This is a genomic window from Mucilaginibacter phyllosphaerae, assembly GCF_004378255.1.
Classification (GTDB): domain Bacteria; phylum Bacteroidota; class Bacteroidia; order Sphingobacteriales; family Sphingobacteriaceae; genus Mucilaginibacter; species Mucilaginibacter phyllosphaerae.
The window spans coordinates 273,974-292,344 of the sequence record NZ_SNQG01000001.1 but is presented as its reverse complement, the minus strand read 5'-3'; the positions used below and the strand labels follow the sequence as shown (position 1 = coordinate 292,344).

Here is an 18,371-nt window from a genome sequence, read left to right as displayed (position 1 = left end):
TTTATTCGTACAGCCTCTTTTTATTGAATATATTTTTTTTAATTATAGACAAATTCGCCGTAAGGTGATTTTACCGTCACCTGCTTTTTATCGGCAGCTTCTACACGGCCTATGATCTGTGCATCTACATTAAAGCTTTTTGATATGGTAATAATATCTTCCGCTATATCCTGCGCTACATAAAGTTCCATACGATGGCCCATATTGAATACCTTGTACATTTCCTGCCAGCTGGTGTTAGATTCTTCCTGAATCAACTTAAACAAAGGCGGGATAGGGAAGAGGTTATCCTTAATGATATGCAGATCTTCTACAAAGTGCAATACCTTGGTTTGTGCACCGCCGCTGCAATGTACCATGCCGTTTATCTGGCTGCGATATTTATCTAATATAGCTTTAATAATAGGGGCATAAGTACGTGTTGCTGATAACACCAGTTTGCCTGCGGTAATTGTTTCGCCTTTGCCAATGTCAATTTTATCGGTAAGGTTTTTACTGCCGCTAAAAATCAGGTCCTGCGGAACGGCAGGGTCAAAGCTTTCGGTGTATTTATTGGCGATAGTTTTATTGAACACATCGTGGCGGGCAGATGTAAGCCCGTTTGAGCCCATACCGCCGTTGTATTCCTTTTCGTAAGTGGCCTGGCCGTATGAGGCTAAACCTACTATCACATCGCCTGGTTTAATGCGGTCGTTTGATATTACATCTTCACGCTTCATGCGGCAGGTAACGGTCGAATCTACAATAATGGTGCGCACCAGGTCGCCCACATCGGCAGTTTCGCCACCTGTAGAGTAGATGCCAATGCCAGCGTCACGTAATTCGGCCAGTATTTCTTCTGTGCCGTTGATAATAGCGGCTATCACCTCGCCGGGTATCAGGTTTTTATTCCGGCCAATGGTTGATGATAGCAGAATATTATCGGTTGCGCCTACGCAAAGCAGATCGTCAAGGTTCATGATAATAGCATCCTGTGCAATACCGCGCCATACCGATATGTCTCCGGTTTCTTTCCAGTAGGTGTAGGCCAGGGATGATTTTGTACCGGCGCCGTCGGCATGCATAATATTGCAATATGCCGGGTCGTTTGTTAAAATATCAGGTACTATTTTACAGAATGCTTTTGGGAAGATCCCTTTATCAATGTTTTTAATGGCATTATGTACATCATCTTTTGATGCAGATACGCCCCGTTGATCATATCTTTGCGGAGAAGTCATGGGCAAATATACTGCTTACAAATATTTTAAGCGTTAAAATTATTACATTGCCACTTTTCATTCTTTCCTATGTTAAATTCTATCAGTTATAAAATTACGCGCTGGCGCTTAAAAAAAAATACACAGCGTAATTTCCTGATCTATTGCAGCGTTTTTGTGGGCTTAATTGGCGGCCTTGCAGCGGTAGCGTTAAAGTTTTTGGTGCATTTAATGGAGGATCTGAGCCGTAATATATCATCTCATTTGCCATTTCATATTATCTACGTGTTTTTACCCGCATTCGGTATTTTGTTAACGGTTGCCTGGCAGCATCTTATCAACCGGGATAAGATACAAAAGGGGATAGGCAACATACTGATCAATATTAAGAAGAACCGCTCCAACATCCGCTCTAATAATATTTATTCGCATTTGGTAACCAGTTCGCTCACTGTTGGTTTTGGTGGTTCATCGGGGCTGGAAGCACCTATTGTTTGTACGGGGGCAGCCATCGGTTCAAATGTTGGCAGGCTTTTTAATTTAAGCCCATACGAAAAAACGGTATTGATAGCCGCAGGGGCTTCGGCAGGTATTGCAGCCGTATTTAACAGCCCCATTGCCGGGGTGTTGTTTGCTTTAGAAATATTGATAGGCGAGATAACGATACCAACCTTTATTCCATTGCTTATAGCATCTGCAACGGGTGTGGTGGTTGCTAAGGTTTTATACTCGCGCCAGCTGTTTCACCTGGTTACCGATGGATGGGTAATGACGGCTTTGCCGTTTTATGTTATTTTAGGTGTATTATGCGGCTGGACCGCCGTTTACATTACCAAAGTAGCAGGAAAGTTAGAGAAAGGGATATTTTTAAAGCAAAACCGTTATGTAAGGGCTGTTGGCGGTGGTTTGATCCTCGGGCTGATCCTGATGATTTTCCCTGCGCTTTTTGGCGAGGGCTACCATTACCTGCAGGAAATACTGAACGGAAATATGGAAGTACTTAAAGAAGAAACCATTTTTAGCCAGTGGTTATCTAACCCATGGCTTATGCTGCTATTTATTGCTGCCTTAATATTAATGAAGATAATTGCGGCAGGCATCACCATAGGCTCGGGCGGGAATGGTGGTACCTTTGCGCCAACTATGTTTACAGGGGCGTTTTTGGGCCTGTTTGTAGCCTTTGCGGTAAACCAAACCGGGCTGGTGCATTTAAGTACAAGTAACTTTATAGCGGTAGGCATGGCGGGGGCATTAAGCGGTGTATTGCACGCGCCTTTAACTTCTATATTTTTAATAGCCGAGATAACTGGCGGGTATGTGCTGTTTATCCCGCTGATGATCGTATCTGCCATGTCATACATCATATCGCGCATGTTTAGCAAGCATAATATGTACTGGCACGAATTGATCCACGAAAAAAATATACACCCCGGCCAGGATTATGGCATGCTTAACCAGATAACTTTAGATAGTATTATTAACCATCAATTTAAGGTGATAAGCAAGGAAATGCCTGTAAGCGATTTTTACAGCATATTAGCAAACAGCCAGGCCAATATTTTTGCGGTGCTTACAAGCCAGGGAGCCCTGGAAGGTGTGGTTTGGATGGATGAGATCCGTAAGCATATGTTCGAAACAATAAGTAAGGAAGATACGGTTGCTGATATTATGGTTGCCCCACCTGCTGTAATTGATTATACTCAGCCGGTAAGCAGCGTTATGGAGTTGTTTGACGGCTTGGATGTATGGCAGTTACCTGTTGTAAAAGATGGTGTATTTATAGGTTTTATTTCCAAATCGGCCTTGTTAAATAAGTACCGGGAAGTTATTATCAGCCAGCATAAACAGGCAGATATATTTGCACGGTAAATGGGGGGATTTATTTATCTAATATCCTTTTCAGGGTAGTGTGTAATTCGTTACCCTTGATGTTTTTGGCAACTATTTTTCCGGATGGGCCTATCAATACGTTTGCGGGGATGGTGGTTATCCCATACAAATCTTTTACCATTGCCGCGGGCTTGTAGTTATCTGTTACCTGTGCCCAAGGTAATTTATCTTGTTTAATAGCCTGTAACCAGGCATCCTTCGCATTTTTATTATCAATAGAAATACTTAATACCGTAAAGTTTTGAGCGTTGTACTTTTCATAAGCAGCAACTACGTTAGGGTTTTCATCTCTGCATGGGCCGCACCAGGATGCCCAAAAATCTACTAATACGTATTTCCCTTTAAAATCAGACAAACTCACTTGCTTGCCCGTAGCGCTTAACAACGTAAAAGCCGGGGCGGTAACACCTATTTGTGACCGTTTTGCTGCCTTAATTGCAGTGCCAATGGCTTTGCCTAACGGGCTCGTTTTATTTTCAGCCGAAAGATTTTCAAAAGCACCTGCAACTAACTTAAGGGGCGAACGGTTCACCATACGTTCTAAGGTTAATAAACTAACGTACGAATTGGGATGGGCATTTATAAAGGCAAATTTGATAGGCTCCATCGCATGGTATATCCTGTTATCTTCTTCTAACAGGGCGCCTGTAAATTTATTATCGGCCTGCTGCTCCGGCGTTAATTCATCAAATTTATTTGCACTGATTCTTTGCTGTTTTGATAATTCACTTAGTGCTGATTCGAGTTCGGAGTTATCCTGATTTAATTTTGTACCGCTAACATTGGCGTACAGTAAAGAATCAGTTGTGGTAACCAAAATATCACCCGGCTGAACAAAAATTGTGGCAGAATCATACAAAAAATTGGCAAATGCAGGGTTGTCATTTCTACAGATGTAGCCTACACCCAAGCCGGCGATTGTACCTTTAAAAGTAAATGCGCCATTCTTAACCACGGTAGAATCCAGATGTTGTTTGCCATTTTCTTTGTAAGAGAGAAAGATCCTGTCGCCTTTTTTAAAAGATCTAACATCACCTTTTATGGTATATGCGGATTGTTGGGCAAACGCCAAGGCAGGCCATAACATTGTTACCAGCAAAACAGATCTTTTCATAGCTCATCAGGTAATGTTGCTATAAAGATACTCATCAGGCCTTAATTCTCATACAGTTCCAGCGGTAAGTCGTCTGGGTCGGTAAAAAAGGTGAAGCTTTTGCCGGTGGTTTCATCTATGCGGATGGGTTCGGTAACCACATGGCATTTATTTAAATGCAATACAGCCGCTTTTATGTCATCTACCTCAAATGCTAAATGACGAAGGCCGAGGGCCTCGGGTTGGGATGGCCTTGCAGGTGGTGGGCCGGGGAACGAAAAAAGCTCGATCTGGTACAGTCCGTTAACCTCCAGATCGAGTTTGTATGATTTTCTTGCTTCACGGTAAACCTCGCGGATTACTTTGAAACCCAATATTTCGGTATAAAAATGTTTAGACCGCCCGTAATCCGAACAAATGATAGCAATGTGGTGTATCCTGTTCAGCTTCAGCATATTATTCGTCGCCTAAAATAACGTGTAATACATTGTCATGTACCATTTTAATGTCGGTCATGTTTCCAAATAACTCGTCGTCTATATTGGTGTTGCCGCTACCGTTTACAGAACCTAAAAGGCTAAATTCAATTTCGCTGGTAGCCATCATTTCTATAAAACGTTCCTGATCGTTGGGTGCGATACTTACAATTACCCTACCTTGTGCTTCGCCAAACAAAAAAGCATCTTTACGGATACTGCTATCCGTTTCTACATCAAAGCCCAGGCCGTTCGGCATAGCCGATTCAACCAGCGCAATATATAAACCACCATCAGCCACATCATGTGCCGACTGGATAACCTTATGCTTAATAAGTTGCTTCACTACTTGGTGCATCGCATATTCTTTATCCAGATCAAAATATGGTGCCGGAGCTGCTAATATCTTGTGGTAAGATGCCAGGTATTGTGATGATGCAATATCATTAACAGATTCACCAATAAGATAGATCAGATCGCCGGGCTGTTTAAAGTCCAGGGTCATCAGGTTATCCAGGTCATCCATTACGCCCAGCATACCAATAGTTGGCGTTGGGAATACCGGCCCTTCATCTGATGATTGGTTGTAGAAACTTACATTACCACCTGTAACGGGGGTTTCAAATTTTGTACAGGCTTCGCTCATACCTTTAATGGCGCCTACAAACTGCCAGTAAACTTCCGGCTTGTATGGGTTACCAAAGTTTAAGCAATTGGTAATGGCTACCGGCTCGCCGCCTGCACAGGTAATATTACGTGCAGCTTCGGCAACGGCAATTGCAGTGCCTTTTTGAGGGTCGGCATATACATAGCGCGAATTACAATCGCAGGTTAAAACAATTGCCTTATCCGTATCTTTAACAGCCACAACAGCCGCATCGCTTGGGCGATTGGTGGTCATGGTAGCCGTGCCGATCATTGAATCGTACTGGTCGGTTACCCAACGTTTTGATGCCAGGTTAGCATGGCCTATCAGGTGCTCGGCCACATCAACTAAGTTGGCAGGCTGTGCAACATTATCTATATTAAATTTCTGATTTTCTGCAAAGTAGGCAGGCTCGCGATATTCGCGTTCGTAAACCGGGGCGCCGCCGCCTAAAACAAGGTCATCAGCAGGCACATCGGCCACTTTAACGCCATTCATAAAGTATTCCAGGCGCTGCGTATCGGTAACCTCACCAATAATCGCACAGTTAAGATCCCATTTATCAAATACAGCTTCAACCAAAGCTTCTTTACCTTTTTCAACCACAATCAGCATCCGTTCCTGAGATTCGGAAAGTAAGATCTCATAAGGTTTCATATTCTCCTGGCGCATGGGTACACGGTCGAGATGGATGATCATACCATGTTCACCTTTGGCGCTCATTTCTGAGTTTGAGCAGATAATGCCTGCCGCCCCCATATCCTGCATGCCTACAACAGCGCCGGTTTTTATTACTTCAAGCGTAGCTTCTAATAATAACTTTTCCTGAAAAGGGTCGCCAACCTGCACTGCCGGCAGATCATTAACCGAATCTTCGGTAATATCTTTTGATGCGAATGCCGCACCGTGGATACCATCTTTACCCGTTGCCGAACCTACAATGTAAACCGGGTTGCCCACACCGTATGATGTAGCAGAAACGGTTTCGCCTTCTTTTACAATACCTGCAGAGAATGCGTTAACCAATGGGTTAATATTATAACACTCATCAAAAAAAAGTTCGCCACCTACGGTTGGGATACCAAAGGCATTGCCATAATGGCTAATACCTTTTACAACGCCTTTAACCAGCCATTTGGTTTTATCCAGATTGAGGTCGCCAAAGCGGAGTGAGTTCATCTGGGCGATAGGCCTTGCACCCATCGTAAATATATCGCGGTTAATACCGCCAACACCAGTTGCAGCGCCCTGGTAGGGCTCTAATGCAGATGGGTGGTTATGTGATTCTATCTTAAATGCGCAACCAATGCCGTCACCAAGATCAACCAGTCCCGCATTTTCTTCACCAGCTTTAGCCAACATACGGGGGCCGTCTTTTGGCAGGGTTTTAAGCCAGGTGATGGAATTTTTGTAAGAGCAATGTTCGCTCCACATTACCGCAAAGATAGATAGCTCGGTAAAATTGGGCACACGGCCTAATATCTCTTGTATGCGTTCAAATTCTTCGGGTAAAAGTCCCAGATCGCGGGCGGTTTCAACGGTGGTTAATTCCTGGTTCTCCAATGTATTGTTGTTTATGTTGAAAGGATGCGCAAAATTAGGAAAAAAGCTTAAAGCACGAAAGGAAAAAGGAGTTTAAAGGCGGTAACACCTACTGGTAAATGACAAACCTATACGTTTATATTCAAGAAATAAGCGCACCTTAAACGTGTAATGGCGATGGATTGCACCCATCGCCATTACACAACTAAACAAATAAATTCTTACGAAATTCTATTCATCACTTATTCACTTAATTGAAAATTCATGGGTATGGTATATCTTACCCGTACAGGGCTGCCATTTTGAATGCCCGGTTTCCAGGGTTTAGCCAGTTTTAAAACTCTTGCAGCTTCTTCATCCATACCATAGCCTGCGCCCTTTACTACGGTAATATCTGTTAACCGCCCATCTTTTTCTATCACAAAACTCACTATTACACGGCCACTTACACCTGCATCCTGCGCTGACGGCGGAAACCTTAAAGTGCGGTTTAAAAATTTAGACCACGCATTCATTCCCCCAACAGGCTCAGGCATAATTTCGAGCGTTCCTGTGCTGTGCTCTGTATTGTCTACTATGGGTGCCGGAGTATTGCCCGTACCGTTGCTTGCCGGTGCCGGATCATCAACCGGAGCTTTATCATCGCCTTTAACATTAGCCGGCCCTATTGCTTCAACAAGATGATCAACCACGGGAGGATTTTCTGTGACCGGTTTGCTGGTGACCACAAATGAGGTGTATTTTTGAGTTGTTACATGAGGCTGAGGTTTACTTTGAGTCAGCTTGGGTTCAACAGGCTTTTCAATTTTAAGCTTATTCATTTCAACGGTATGCTCTATAATTATAGGTGGGATGTTTTCAACAACTTTTCTTAACGAAAAGTTATACAATAGCGCAGCTGCAATTACAGCAGCAAACCCTATCCCCATAGCTTTTACCATTCTGGCACCATAATGTTGCCTTAATTCAAAGGCGCCATAGTTTTTGTTTCTGTCAGCAAATACAAGCTCGATCCAATCGGGATTGTATAAATTAAATTTTGTGTTAAGCATAGCGTTGAAATTTTATTTTACTAATTAACGCATTTGCCAAATAATATATTGTATAAATTTGAATTTTTACAATATATTATACTGAATATATAATTATATGCAATTTTTGTATTGTAAATAGTGTTTTAATGCAAATTATATTCTGTTTGGTAGGTGTTGTGCTAACTGCGGTTACCAGTTTTCGGTGGATACCTTTTTTACAGCCTCTGTTTTTGGGGTTAAAGGCTGCTTATCTATGGCTTGCTTTAGCCTGGCAGAAGTGTTAACGCAAAATGTACCTATCTGATTTAGATAATTTTCGGTTTCTTTTTTGCCATACTTTGCGGCCAGTTTTTCTAAGGGAATTTCGATGCCGGGCACCGGTACCATATTGCCAAAGCGGTTGCGCTGGTACGGCGTAAAAATAAAATTGCTGATGCGGTAACGGTATTTCTGATCTTTAGTTTGAATATTGATGGTGTAAGCTATCTCTCCGCCTTCTTTCCTAACTAAGGATATGCCGCTGTAAACAATTAGTTTTGATGAGGTATTTAAAGTATTATCGGCTTTACCTTTGCCCGGTTTAACGGCAGGGTTAAATTTAACTGCAAAATTCCACGCTCTATTATATAAGGTATCGGCAGATAGGGCCGGTTTATCAATAACCCGGTAATAAATATAGTTGTTGCCTTCATCAAATGCCAACGAATCTTTTTGTGCCCATGCTATATGGGCGCAGAGTACACCTAACAGGCTAAAAAATATTTTTTTCATGGGATAAAGATAAGCCATCCGTAAGTTATACGGATGGCTTAAGAAAAATGAATTGTTTAACACTATTAGAAAGCGTAAACCGCAGCAAATACAAATTGTGAGGCTTTTTTGGTTGGAGTGAAGTCGCTTTTAAGGAATGCTTCTGTATTCCAGCTGTCTAATCTTACTTCGGGAATAAATGTTAAAGGGCCGGCTTTAATATTTGATGTTAAAGTGATTGCTTTAACGTTAGGGCCGCCATTTTTCAATTTAAAGTATTCGCCCCTTAAGCCAAATGATACAGCTTTGCTTGCTACAACCTGTGGGTAAAGTGCCACACCGCTAAAGCCGTTGCCGCCAGTTGCTGTTTTAAAGTCGGCAGCATTTAACCCCAGTTTAAACATATCTGTTATTTGGTATGCAGTTGTTAAATCAAATTCTGTACCCGACGAAGCGCCTGATAATACATTCAAATAAGCTGTCCAGCCTTTTACCGGGCTAATAAATAATTGTGCACCAAACGTTGATACGTCATGCGTAGAGAGGTATGTGTTCCAGTTATCATTAAAGATACCTGCCATCAAGCTAACCTTATCAGAAAATGCATAGGTGGCTTTAAGGCCTGCATTCTGGAATGGGCCATTAGTGAAAAGATATGAGGTAGAATAGTTAAAGTTGCCAACCGGCGATATCACCTCATAGCCTACAAAAGTTGCCATGTATCCCGCTGTTAGGTTAAACTTATCAGTTACATCATACGAAACGTATAGGTTTTGAATATTAAAAGTTTCGCCGTTAGAGCCGGTTACTATCGATTGGTAAGAACCGCGCGGGCCAAAGCTTAATTCACCTACAAATGCAGCCTTACCAACTTTTTTCTTCAGGGCAAGATCTATCATACCTATTGATACTGAATTTTGTTCGTTGGCAAAACTTGTTTGGATGTTTGATGTGCCTGTTAAAGCGCCATTGTTACCCGGTACTTTAACACCAGAAAAATCATACTTGTAATAAGTATCTACCGAACCGGAGATGGTTAAAGGTGGATCTGCCTTGGTAGTGTCCTGCGCACTGGCTGCAAAAACTGAAACAGCAAAGAATGATAAAAGTAAAAGTCTTTTTTTCATGATAAGGGATTAAAATTTAGTGATTAATTTATTAGTTGTTGTTTGATTGCGTTTTAAAAAAAAAGATATATCTAAAATTCTATCTATATCACTATAATGCCAAGATTTTTATCAATTAATAATATAATTATTAAAAATAATATAATGCAAGATGTATAATTTTGATTTTTTTGCTTTATTAATTAGGTTTCATTAATTATTTACTAATTAATAAATAAAAATTTATAAAAGCAAACTGTTTTAATAATAAAAAGATATAAAATATGAAAATTAATTAAAATTTTATATATTTTGATGAATTAAATAGAATTTTTTAACTAAAAAATGTGTAATTGATAATTTAAAAGTTAAAATAATATCATTTTTTGTAAGAAAAGTAGAATATTTAGTATGTTTTTATGAGTTGTGATGTTAGTATGAATTATTTTAAGATTTTTTATAAGGAATAGCCTTTTTTTAAGGTTTAGATAGCAGCGCAAATGAATATGCTGTACTTAAACATAAATCCGGGTAAAAACACAACTAATTTTAAATGATTTTATAATTTTGAGCTGAACCAACATTAATATCATGCCTAATACACGTTTTCAGGCCTTAAGGGCGGTGTTAAACCGGGAAATTCCGGATATTAAGCTCCCTTCATCAAAAATATCCGACTATTTTGGAGTAAATGTTTTTGATAAACAAAAAATGAAGGAGTTTCTTTCAAAAGATGCTTACACAGTAATTATAGATTCTATCGATAATGGTGTGCCCATACCGCGAGACATGGCCGAGCAGGTAGCATCGTCAATGAAATCATGGGCAATGGGTAAAGGCGCTACACATTATACTCACTGGTTTCAGCCCTTAACGGGTTCAACTGCCGAAAAGCATGATGCTTTTTTTGAACCTACTGCAGATGGAGGGGCTATCGAACGCTTTAGCGGCGATGCATTAGCACAGCAGGAGCCTGATGCATCAAGCTTCCCCAGCGGTGGTATCCGTAATACTTTTGAGGCGCGCGGCTACACGGCGTGGGATCCGTCCTCGCCGGCATTTATTATAGGGCGTACACTTTGTATCCCTACCGTATTTGTATCGTACACCGGCGAGGCGCTGGATTATAAGGTGCCTTTACTAAAGGCGCTTAATGCTTTAGATAAGGCAGCTGTTGATGTTTGCCACTATTTTGATAAAAGTATTGAGAAGGTGAACGCATCGTTAGGTATCGAACAGGAGTACTTTTTGGTTGATACGGCTCTTTTTAATGCCAGGCCGGATCTGTCACTTACAGGCCGTACTTTATTCGGCCATATATCAGCCAAAAACCAACAGCTGGAGGATCATTACTTTGGGTCCATACCAAGCCGTGTATATGCCTTTATGCAGGATATGGAAACAGAGGCCCTGCAATTAGGTATCCCTTTAAAAACACGGCATAACGAGGTGGCGCCATCGCAATTTGAGTGCGCACCTATATACGAAGAAATAAACCTGGCCATTGACCATAACCAGCTGTTGATGGATATTATGGACCGTGTAGCACAACGCCACCACTTTAAGGTGCTGCTGCACGAAAAACCTTATGCGGGTATTAACGGCTCTGGCAAGCACAATAACTGGTCGCTGATTACCAATACAGGTAAAAACCTGTTATCGCCGGGCAAAACGCCTAAAAATAACCTGATGTTCCTTACCTTTTTTGTGAACACCATTAAGGCTGTGCATGATCATGCCGATCTGTTAAGGGCATCTATCGCATCGGTAAATAATGATCACCGCCTGGGTGCCAACGAGGCCCCCCCGGCAATTATATCCATATTTTTGGGCAGCCAGTTAAGCGAACTGCTGGATGAAATAGATACTTCGCGCCTGAGTAAAAAAATAAAAGAAGAAAACTCCCTTTGGCAGGGGATACCCAAAATACCACAGATATTAAAGGATAATACCGACCGTAACCGCACTTCGCCATTTGCCTTTACCGGTAATAAATTTGAATTGCGCGCTGTGGGTTCATCCGCAAATTCGGCCAGCCCGATGACCATTCTTAATCTTATCATGGCCGATCAGCTTAAGAAATTCAAAATGGATGTGGATAAGCTGCTTAAAAAGGGCGAAAAAAAGGATGTAGCCCTGATGACAGTGATCAAACGTTACATCAAAGAATCAAGAAATATACGTTTTGAAGGGAATGGTTACAGTGAGGATTGGGAAAAAGAAGCTGAAGCCCGTGGTTTGGCCAATATTAAAACTACCCCTAAAGCGCTGGATGCCTTTATATCCGAAAAAGCAGAGATACTTTTTGCAGAAACAGGCGTATTTACTAAACGCGAAGCCCATGCCCGCCACGAAATTTTACTGGATAGCTTTTACAAAAAACTACAGATAGAAGCCCGCGTAATTGGCGAACTGGTAATGAATATCATTATCCCGGCAGCTATAGCCTACCAATCGCGGTTGATAGAGAATGTGAGGGGATTAAAAGATATTGGTTTGGATGCTTCTACTTACGAAGCCCAGCTTGATATAATTAACCAGATTGCAACACATGTTAATTTTATTAAAACCAATGTGGAGCAAATGATTAATGAACGAAAGAAGGCTAATAAGATAGAAGACCTGCGCCAACGCGCCATTGATTATGATGAGCAGGTTAAAAGTTACTTTCAGCCTATCCGTTATCATGTAGATAAATTGGAGCAACTGGTAGATGATTCGTTATGGCCGCTACCAAAATTCAGGGAGTTGCTGTTTATTAAATAAACCTAAATAATACAGTACATCATATTTAAATTTAAAAGCGAGAGATCTTGATTCATAAGAATGTATTATGAATCAAGATCTCTCGCTTTTATGATAACATCAAATTAATTACTTCACCACCTGCACCCACTGGCCTTTTAGCAATGCGTTAATATCGTGGTTATACATGGCCTCGCAATATGCGGCAGGCAGGTAATATTTACCTGTGTAGGCTGCATTCAGCATCACATAATAGGTAACTTCTTTCCCTTCAGCCAAACTAAAGTAGGTATTTACCCGGTCGTCGCGTATATCGCGATAATCGGATGGTGATGATTTAAATGCTTCGTCATTGTTCAGCATCCGGTTATTTAATATCTCCCAACCGGATGGGAAAATCTGTGTTAAGGCCAGGTTATCATAACGGCCGCGTTTGCCAGGATTTTTGATGGTTACCTGGGCCACAAAATCGCTGCCTTGTTTAAGTGATGTTACATCAACAGGTTTGCCGCTTAAAGTAAAATAAGCAATGCGCATCTGCATCACATCCGGATTGATGTATGTTTTAACATCCTGCCCCGATGATGGCTGCCCCTGCAGTATCAGGCGTATATACAGCTTGTTTGTGCCGGTGTTTTTTAGGTTTATCTTTCCGCCATTAGGTGCCAGCACCTGCTGCCAAAGGTATGATGCCGAATTGATACTTCCTTTTGCCGAACCCACATTGTAATTGAATGATAACTTGCTGCTGCTTTTATTTACACCACAATATTCTGCTATGGCAAAAAGCGAATAGGCGGTAGTTTGTGTACTATACCAGCTATCCTGCGATAATTTGGCAGCCACCGAACGTACCATGCCCGATGCTTTTTGCTGCTGGCCAAGCAGAGTAAGGGTTTCCAGGATCATGGCCTCATCGCGCAGATCAGACCCATAGGTGCCGTACATACTGCTATATGGTTTAATGGTGGTTGGCAAACCTGCAATCATGCGTAAACCAATTTCGGGCTGGCCGGCCAGTTTGTAAGCTGCTGCTAAACGCCAGCGGGCTTCTATGCTTATATACTGGTATTCGCGCAAGCGGTTCATGGCACCCAATTCTGGCGAACCGGAAAGGGCCAGCAGGTATAAGCGATAGGCTTGTATCAGATCCGTATAGTAATAATACCCGTGGATATTGGTACGCGGGTCTGGCGACCAGTTAACGGCTTTTTGTTTTTGGAATTTTTTCCAATCATCTATAAAGCCCGATGGTAAACTGTAACCTATAGCTTGTGCTGCCAGCATAAAATGCCCGCCATAGTTGGTTCCCCATTCGTCGGCTTGCCCGCCATCGGGCCAATAGCTCAAGCCGCCGCCCTGCACCCTGAAGCCATTTAAGCGGTTTACAGCCAGTTTTATATTGCGTTCAGCTTCGGCCTTTTGTCTTGGTGTAAGGTCAAGCAGTTGGCTTAAATACAGTTGTGGGAACGCAGCAGACGTGGTTTGTTCTACACAGCCATGCGGGTAAGAAATAAGGTAACCTAAGCGTTTAGCCAAGTTCAACGGCGGTATGCTCGAAACTTCTAATGATGCTTTATTGGTGCCGTTTATCCCAATCGCATTATAAACAGCACCGTATTGTTCACCGGGTTTTAGTTCTTTTTCAAAAATACGGGTTGCAGGCGGGTTAGGGTTACGCACATTTAATTCCACGTCATAAGCGGCGGTTTCGCTGCCGGCTTTGGCAATTATCCTTACTTTGCCTACGCCCACAAAATCCTTTACATTTAAATCAAATGTTACCAGTTGATCGCCCGGTTTGGCAAATTTTACAACCTTAATATTGTTGCCGCCTAAATTGCTGAATGCATTAGATTGTACCTGTATGGTTACTGCTTTAATGTTGTTTTCCATCGCAAAAACGGTAACCGGTAGCTGGATACTTTCTGAGGGACCGAGCACGCGCGGCAGCGTAGCCAATATCATCAGCGGTTTTTTAACGGCTACTGCTTTTTCTGCCATACCATAAGCGCCGTTGTGGCCGGCAATCACCATAGCCTTAACCGAACCTACATACTGGGGTAAGGTGAATTTATGTGTTTGTTTATCTCCGCTACCCAGGTGGAACGGCCCCAGGAATTTTACTACAGGTTTAAAACGATTAACAGATACATTTTTATTGGTGCCATTCGTGCCATCGCCACCTATGCTGAGGATGCGTTCTAACCCGCCGCCAAAAGCACCGATCACATAATCGAACAGATCCCAGGTTTTAACGCCCAGGGCCTCGCGGGCATAAAATGCCTCATGCGGATCGGGGGTTTTGTAATTGGTAATATCCAGCAGGCCTTCATCTACAATGGCAATGGTATAGGTCATTTCTTTACCCGATGCCTCGGATACGGTAATAGCCGACTGCGTTTCGGGCCTGATCTTATCCGGCATACTGATAACCGGTTTCAGGATGGTTTCGGGGTTATCAACGTTTAGCGGGATAGCGCCGTACATACGTATCGGCAAATCGTTAACTGTTTGTGCATGCCGCTGTAAAAGGGTAACGTTCACAAAAACGTTTGGCGCCATGGTTTCATCAACCTTAAAGCTATAACGGGTTTCGCCTTTTTTGGTGTCAATCCAGGTCGTTTTTAGGACTTTTGAGCCGTTTTCAAAGCTAATTAGGGCGCGTCCGTCGCCGCCCGTTGGGATGGTTAAGGTGGCCTCCTCGCCAACCTTGTAACTCGGCTTGTCTGATGTAAAGGAAAGCATTGCCGCCTCGGTGGGGTCTGTGTTCTGCAACCTTTCCGACCAGTTTGGCCAATCCGCATAAATGATCTTTCCTGTAGAGTGCCCGGTTTGCGGGTCTTTAATACGGATGAGGTAACGGCCCCAGTCTGCCTGGTTAATTTTTAGGTTCCATTTGCCTTTACCGTTCTCTAACTGCACCGTTTCTGTTTTAATAAGCTTATTATAACGATCCTGCGTAAAGTTGCTCAACTCGTTACCTGTTTCATCCCACCACCAGCGCCATTGGATCTTGTAAAGCTCCAGTTCTACATTACGGCTGCCGGCAAAGCCCCGGCCTTTGGTGTCTACATCTGCAATCTCTATTACATGGTTTTTATCCGTTACCAGCATGCCGCTCAAATCGCTTCCTTTAGGCGTTTTGATGCCTACATAGCCGCTATAAACGTTGTACGGCATATTGGCCTGCTGCAAACTAAAATTGCCGCCGGGTTCAAATACCTTTACCACAAAATTGGCACGCAATTGCCCCGGTGCCTGCTTTTCAACGTTGATATTGGTATTAACAGATGCAATGCCGTTCTCGTTCAGCTTACCTTCAAAAACGGTTTGTGTTTGGGTATTGAAGGCCAGGGTAGGGTCGTCAAAATTATAATCCTCATAACCTTTAAAGCTGGTGGTTTGCGAGGACAGGAAGGCATCAACCTTGGCATTCAAATTTTGCGCTGTGCCGCCAAAAAGCCATTGTGCGCTAAGTGTGCCATTGGCCCCGTCGCCTTTGGTTAGTTCAGTGGCGCCCCCAAAATCAAGCTTTAGTTTGAGGCGGTTAGGCATAATGGTTTCTACCTTTATTTTTTTCTCGAAAGATGCACCGCCAACTTTAACCCTGGCGTTCCAGTTACCGGTAGGCGACGAGGTTTCGGTAGCGGTATGGAAACTGTAGAAACCATCAACAGCGCTTGTGCGGGTAATACGGCGGTATAACTGCCCGTTGGGGTTATATAACTCAAATTCAACCGGATGGTCTGCCGGTAAGGTTTTAAGTTTATCCTCCAGGATGAATGTTACAAAAATAGAATCTCCGGGCCGCCATACGCCCCGTTCGCCATAAAGGAACCCTTTAAGGCCATTTTGTACCTGCTCGCCGCCTACATTAAATCGCGAAAGAGGCAGGGAACTGCCATCATCCAGCTTCAGATAGCCACGCTCGTTACCTTTTTTAGCCACCAGTAAATACGGTTTACGCTTCAGGCTGAATGTTGCCATACCGTCTCCATCTGAAGTGGTTTTAAAGATCACCTGTTTCTGATAATCCAGCAGTTCCAGGTCAACACCGCCCATGGGTTGGGCACTCAGAATATTGGTTACCGCAATGGTTATATTATTATCATTGCCCCTTTTTGCTATCAGGCCAATGTTTGATGCAATGATGTTACGCGTTGCCCAGCGCTGCTTGCTAAAGTACGATTCGCTGCATGGGTCGTTACGTTCCTGCCAGTTATAGCCTTCGGGGTAATAATTATCGTAACGCTGCCAAAAATCGTCGTCTTCATCGTTTATCTTATTTAGATTATCACCCGCATAGTCGCCGCCTTCGTAATCATCGCCATCATCATCACTTTTAGACACACCTTTAGCTGCTGTGCAATTGTACAATGAATACTCTTTTCTGAAACCGATAACAACCCGGTAAATGGCACCGGGTTCGGCGCGCATTAGCTGGTCTACATCCAGCATAAAACGATTCTTTTTCGCCAAATTCAGCCCTTTATCCGCATCTAAACGGATCGTTTTCTGCACTATTGGTTTACCAACGTGCCTAAGTTCGTAACCACCGTCAAAACCGTTGTTCTGGAAATACTGGGGTACGTTGTTTTCGTAAATTTTAATAATGCTTACATCAACCGCACTTAAATTAACGGCTTCAAAAGGCATCATCAGCTTGCCCGAATCAGGCAGGATAACGCCCCTGCCCGGAATGGTCACCGCCGGTTCGCGGTTCTCAAAAAATACGTTGGCTGTAAATGCCGTTTTTATTTTACGGTGGTTTATATCTGCTACACCCTCATTTACAAAAACGCTAAAATTGCCTTGTAAACGCTCCGGGGCATATACTTTTACTATGCTGCCGTCTATGGTGTAGGCCAGGCCGGATGAGTTGTTGATGCCTATCAGTCCGCTTAGATCCTGGCCAATCATAATAGGGTCAGAAAACTGCACGGATACGTATTGGTCGTTGTCCTGCACGGCTTTGATATCCAGCACCTTAAATTCGCCTAAGGCCGGTACGCGAAATTCCTGGCTGCCTTTTTTATCAATATCCAGCTTATCGCCATCCCAGTTTATGGTTAATGGGTTGGCGGTGTTAGTGCGCGTTATTTTAGTAATAGTGAACTGGTGCGATTTGGCAACAGGGTTATGCTGCCAATTTACCTTTACCGGCGTATTATAGTTTACTTCAAGCAGTTTTTCAATTGCCGACTGATCTTCGCCATCGGCAGTGGCTATGCTGCCTGTGAGTTTCATGATCGCGCCAGAAGTTGCACTTGCGCTTTGCAGGCCTGCAAAAGTGATGCTGAAATCCGGCTTTATGGTTTGAAAAGTGAATTTAAAATGTTCAAGATCGCTTTCTGTCTTAATAATCTTGCCTAAGTTAAAGTCGGCCTCATACTTTTTGTCGATATCTAAAGCTGCTGCCGGTCGAAACTCGATTGTCCGGTCGTCTATCCAGTAGGCTTTACCTTTTATAGACGGTGAAAAATCAAAGACACCCTCACTTAGCTGTTCGTTCTGCGCATGCGAAACCTGTACTGCGCCGGCCAGTTTAATGCGGATGGTGCTTTGTTTGGAAATTACACCTGTGGTGTACGATTCTATGTATTTGCTGAATGCTACATCAACCGTTTGCTGCTTGCTGCGATGGTGCTGACGGGCAAAAAATATAACTAATGAGATCAATATTAAGGATACAGATACAATGATCTGCCCCTTGCGTGAACGGAAAAGATTTAGAAAGTAATTCATAGACAGGTTGGTAAATGGCTATGAATTTATAAAACTTTTAGCACATTAATATATTAGTGAAAATATATTTTGCCTGTATAACAGCATGCTTTGTTGAAGCAAAAATCATTGCCTGTAATAGCAATAATGTGTTGTAATCATT

At 42.7% G+C, this 18,371-nt stretch carries 10 protein-coding genes; 2 read left to right on the top strand and 8 right to left on the bottom strand.

Features of this window, described 5'->3' with window-relative positions; genetic code table 11:
* Positions 1 to 38 precede the first annotated feature (38 nt).
* On the bottom strand, positions 39 to 1,220 hold the full coding sequence (locus E2R65_RS01080; protein ID WP_134334630.1) for an AIR synthase related protein: 1,182 nt from the start codon (positions 1,218 to 1,220) through the stop codon (positions 39 to 41).
* Positions 1,221 to 1,289: 69 nt separating this feature from the next.
* On the opposite strand from E2R65_RS01080, the gene E2R65_RS01075 reads away from it, so the two are divergent.
* Positions 1,290 to 3,068 (top strand): chloride channel protein, encoded by a 1,779-nt coding sequence (locus tag E2R65_RS01075; RefSeq protein ID WP_134334629.1) that lies wholly within the window; start codon positions 1,290 to 1,292, stop codon positions 3,066 to 3,068.
* Positions 3,069 to 3,078: 10 nt separating this feature from the next.
* Here E2R65_RS01075 and E2R65_RS01070 read toward each other — a convergent pair whose 3' ends face one another.
* From E2R65_RS01070 to E2R65_RS01045, 6 genes are all read right to left on the bottom strand, one after another.
* The gene (locus E2R65_RS01070) at positions 3,079 to 4,203 is read right to left on the bottom strand and encodes a TlpA disulfide reductase family protein (protein WP_134334628.1); all 1,125 of its coding nucleotides are present in this window, start codon (positions 4,201 to 4,203) and stop codon (positions 3,079 to 3,081) included.
* A 41-nt stretch (positions 4,204 to 4,244) separates the two neighbouring features.
* Positions 4,245 to 4,637, bottom strand: coding sequence for an SMU1112c/YaeR family gloxylase I-like metalloprotein (gene gloA2 / locus E2R65_RS01065; protein WP_134334627.1), 393 nt, complete (start codon positions 4,635 to 4,637; stop codon positions 4,245 to 4,247).
* A 1-nt stretch (position 4,638) separates the two neighbouring features.
* On the bottom strand, positions 4,639 to 6,867 hold the full coding sequence (gene purL, locus E2R65_RS01060; RefSeq protein ID WP_134334626.1) for a phosphoribosylformylglycinamidine synthase subunit PurL: 2,229 nt from the start codon (positions 6,865 to 6,867) through the stop codon (positions 4,639 to 4,641).
* 221 nt (positions 6,868 to 7,088) lie between these two features.
* Positions 7,089 to 7,898 carry an energy transducer TonB gene (locus E2R65_RS01055; protein WP_134334625.1) on the bottom strand — a complete coding sequence of 270 codons (810 nt, stop codon included), beginning with the start codon at positions 7,896 to 7,898 and terminating at the stop codon, positions 7,089 to 7,091.
* 171 nt (positions 7,899 to 8,069) lie between these two features.
* A complete protein-coding gene (locus E2R65_RS01050) occupies positions 8,070 to 8,651 on the bottom strand; it encodes a DUF4468 domain-containing protein (protein WP_158285188.1) in 582 nt (193 codons plus the stop codon).
* Between the two features lie 65 nt (positions 8,652 to 8,716).
* The gene (locus tag E2R65_RS01045) at positions 8,717 to 9,757 is read right to left on the bottom strand and encodes a porin (RefSeq protein WP_134334623.1); all 1,041 of its coding nucleotides are present in this window, start codon (positions 9,755 to 9,757) and stop codon (positions 8,717 to 8,719) included.
* 570 nt (positions 9,758 to 10,327) lie between these two features.
* Here E2R65_RS01045 and E2R65_RS01040 point away from each other — a divergent pair.
* On the top strand, positions 10,328 to 12,502 hold the full coding sequence (locus E2R65_RS01040; protein ID WP_134334622.1) for a glutamine synthetase III family protein: 2,175 nt from the start codon (positions 10,328 to 10,330) through the stop codon (positions 12,500 to 12,502).
* 108 nt (positions 12,503 to 12,610) lie between these two features.
* Here the strand turns inward: E2R65_RS01040 and E2R65_RS01035 are convergent, their stop codons facing one another.
* Positions 12,611 to 18,229, bottom strand: a complete 5,619-nt coding sequence (locus tag E2R65_RS01035; RefSeq protein WP_134334621.1) for an alpha-2-macroglobulin family protein — start codon at positions 18,227 to 18,229, stop codon at positions 12,611 to 12,613.
* Between the last annotated feature and the right edge of the window lie 142 nt (positions 18,230 to 18,371).

Bases quoted from the DNA above. Each gene is read 5' to 3' on its own strand.
- E2R65_RS01055 (WP_134334625.1), bottom strand. From the start codon at position 7,898: ATGCTTAACACAAAATTTAATTTATACAATCCCGATTGGATCGAGCTT.
- gloA2 (WP_134334627.1), bottom strand. From the start codon at position 4,637: ATGCTGAAGCTGAACAGGATACACCACATTGCTATCATTTGTTCGGAT.
- E2R65_RS01040 (WP_134334622.1), top strand. From the start codon at position 10,328: ATGCCTAATACACGTTTTCAGGCCTTAAGGGCGGTGTTAAACCGGGAA.
- E2R65_RS01045 (WP_134334623.1), bottom strand. From the start codon at position 9,757: ATGAAAAAAAGACTTTTACTTTTATCATTCTTTGCTGTTTCAGTTTTT.
- E2R65_RS01070 (WP_134334628.1), bottom strand. From the start codon at position 4,203: ATGAAAAGATCTGTTTTGCTGGTAACAATGTTATGGCCTGCCTTGGCG.
- E2R65_RS01050 (WP_158285188.1), bottom strand. From the start codon at position 8,651: ATGAAAAAAATATTTTTTAGCCTGTTAGGTGTACTCTGCGCCCATATA.
- E2R65_RS01075 (WP_134334629.1), top strand. From the start codon at position 1,290: ATGTTAAATTCTATCAGTTATAAAATTACGCGCTGGCGCTTAAAAAAA.
- E2R65_RS01080 (WP_134334630.1), bottom strand. From the start codon at position 1,220: ATGACTTCTCCGCAAAGATATGATCAACGGGGCGTATCTGCATCAAAA.
- E2R65_RS01035 (WP_134334621.1), bottom strand. From the start codon at position 18,229: ATGAATTACTTTCTAAATCTTTTCCGTTCACGCAAGGGGCAGATCATT.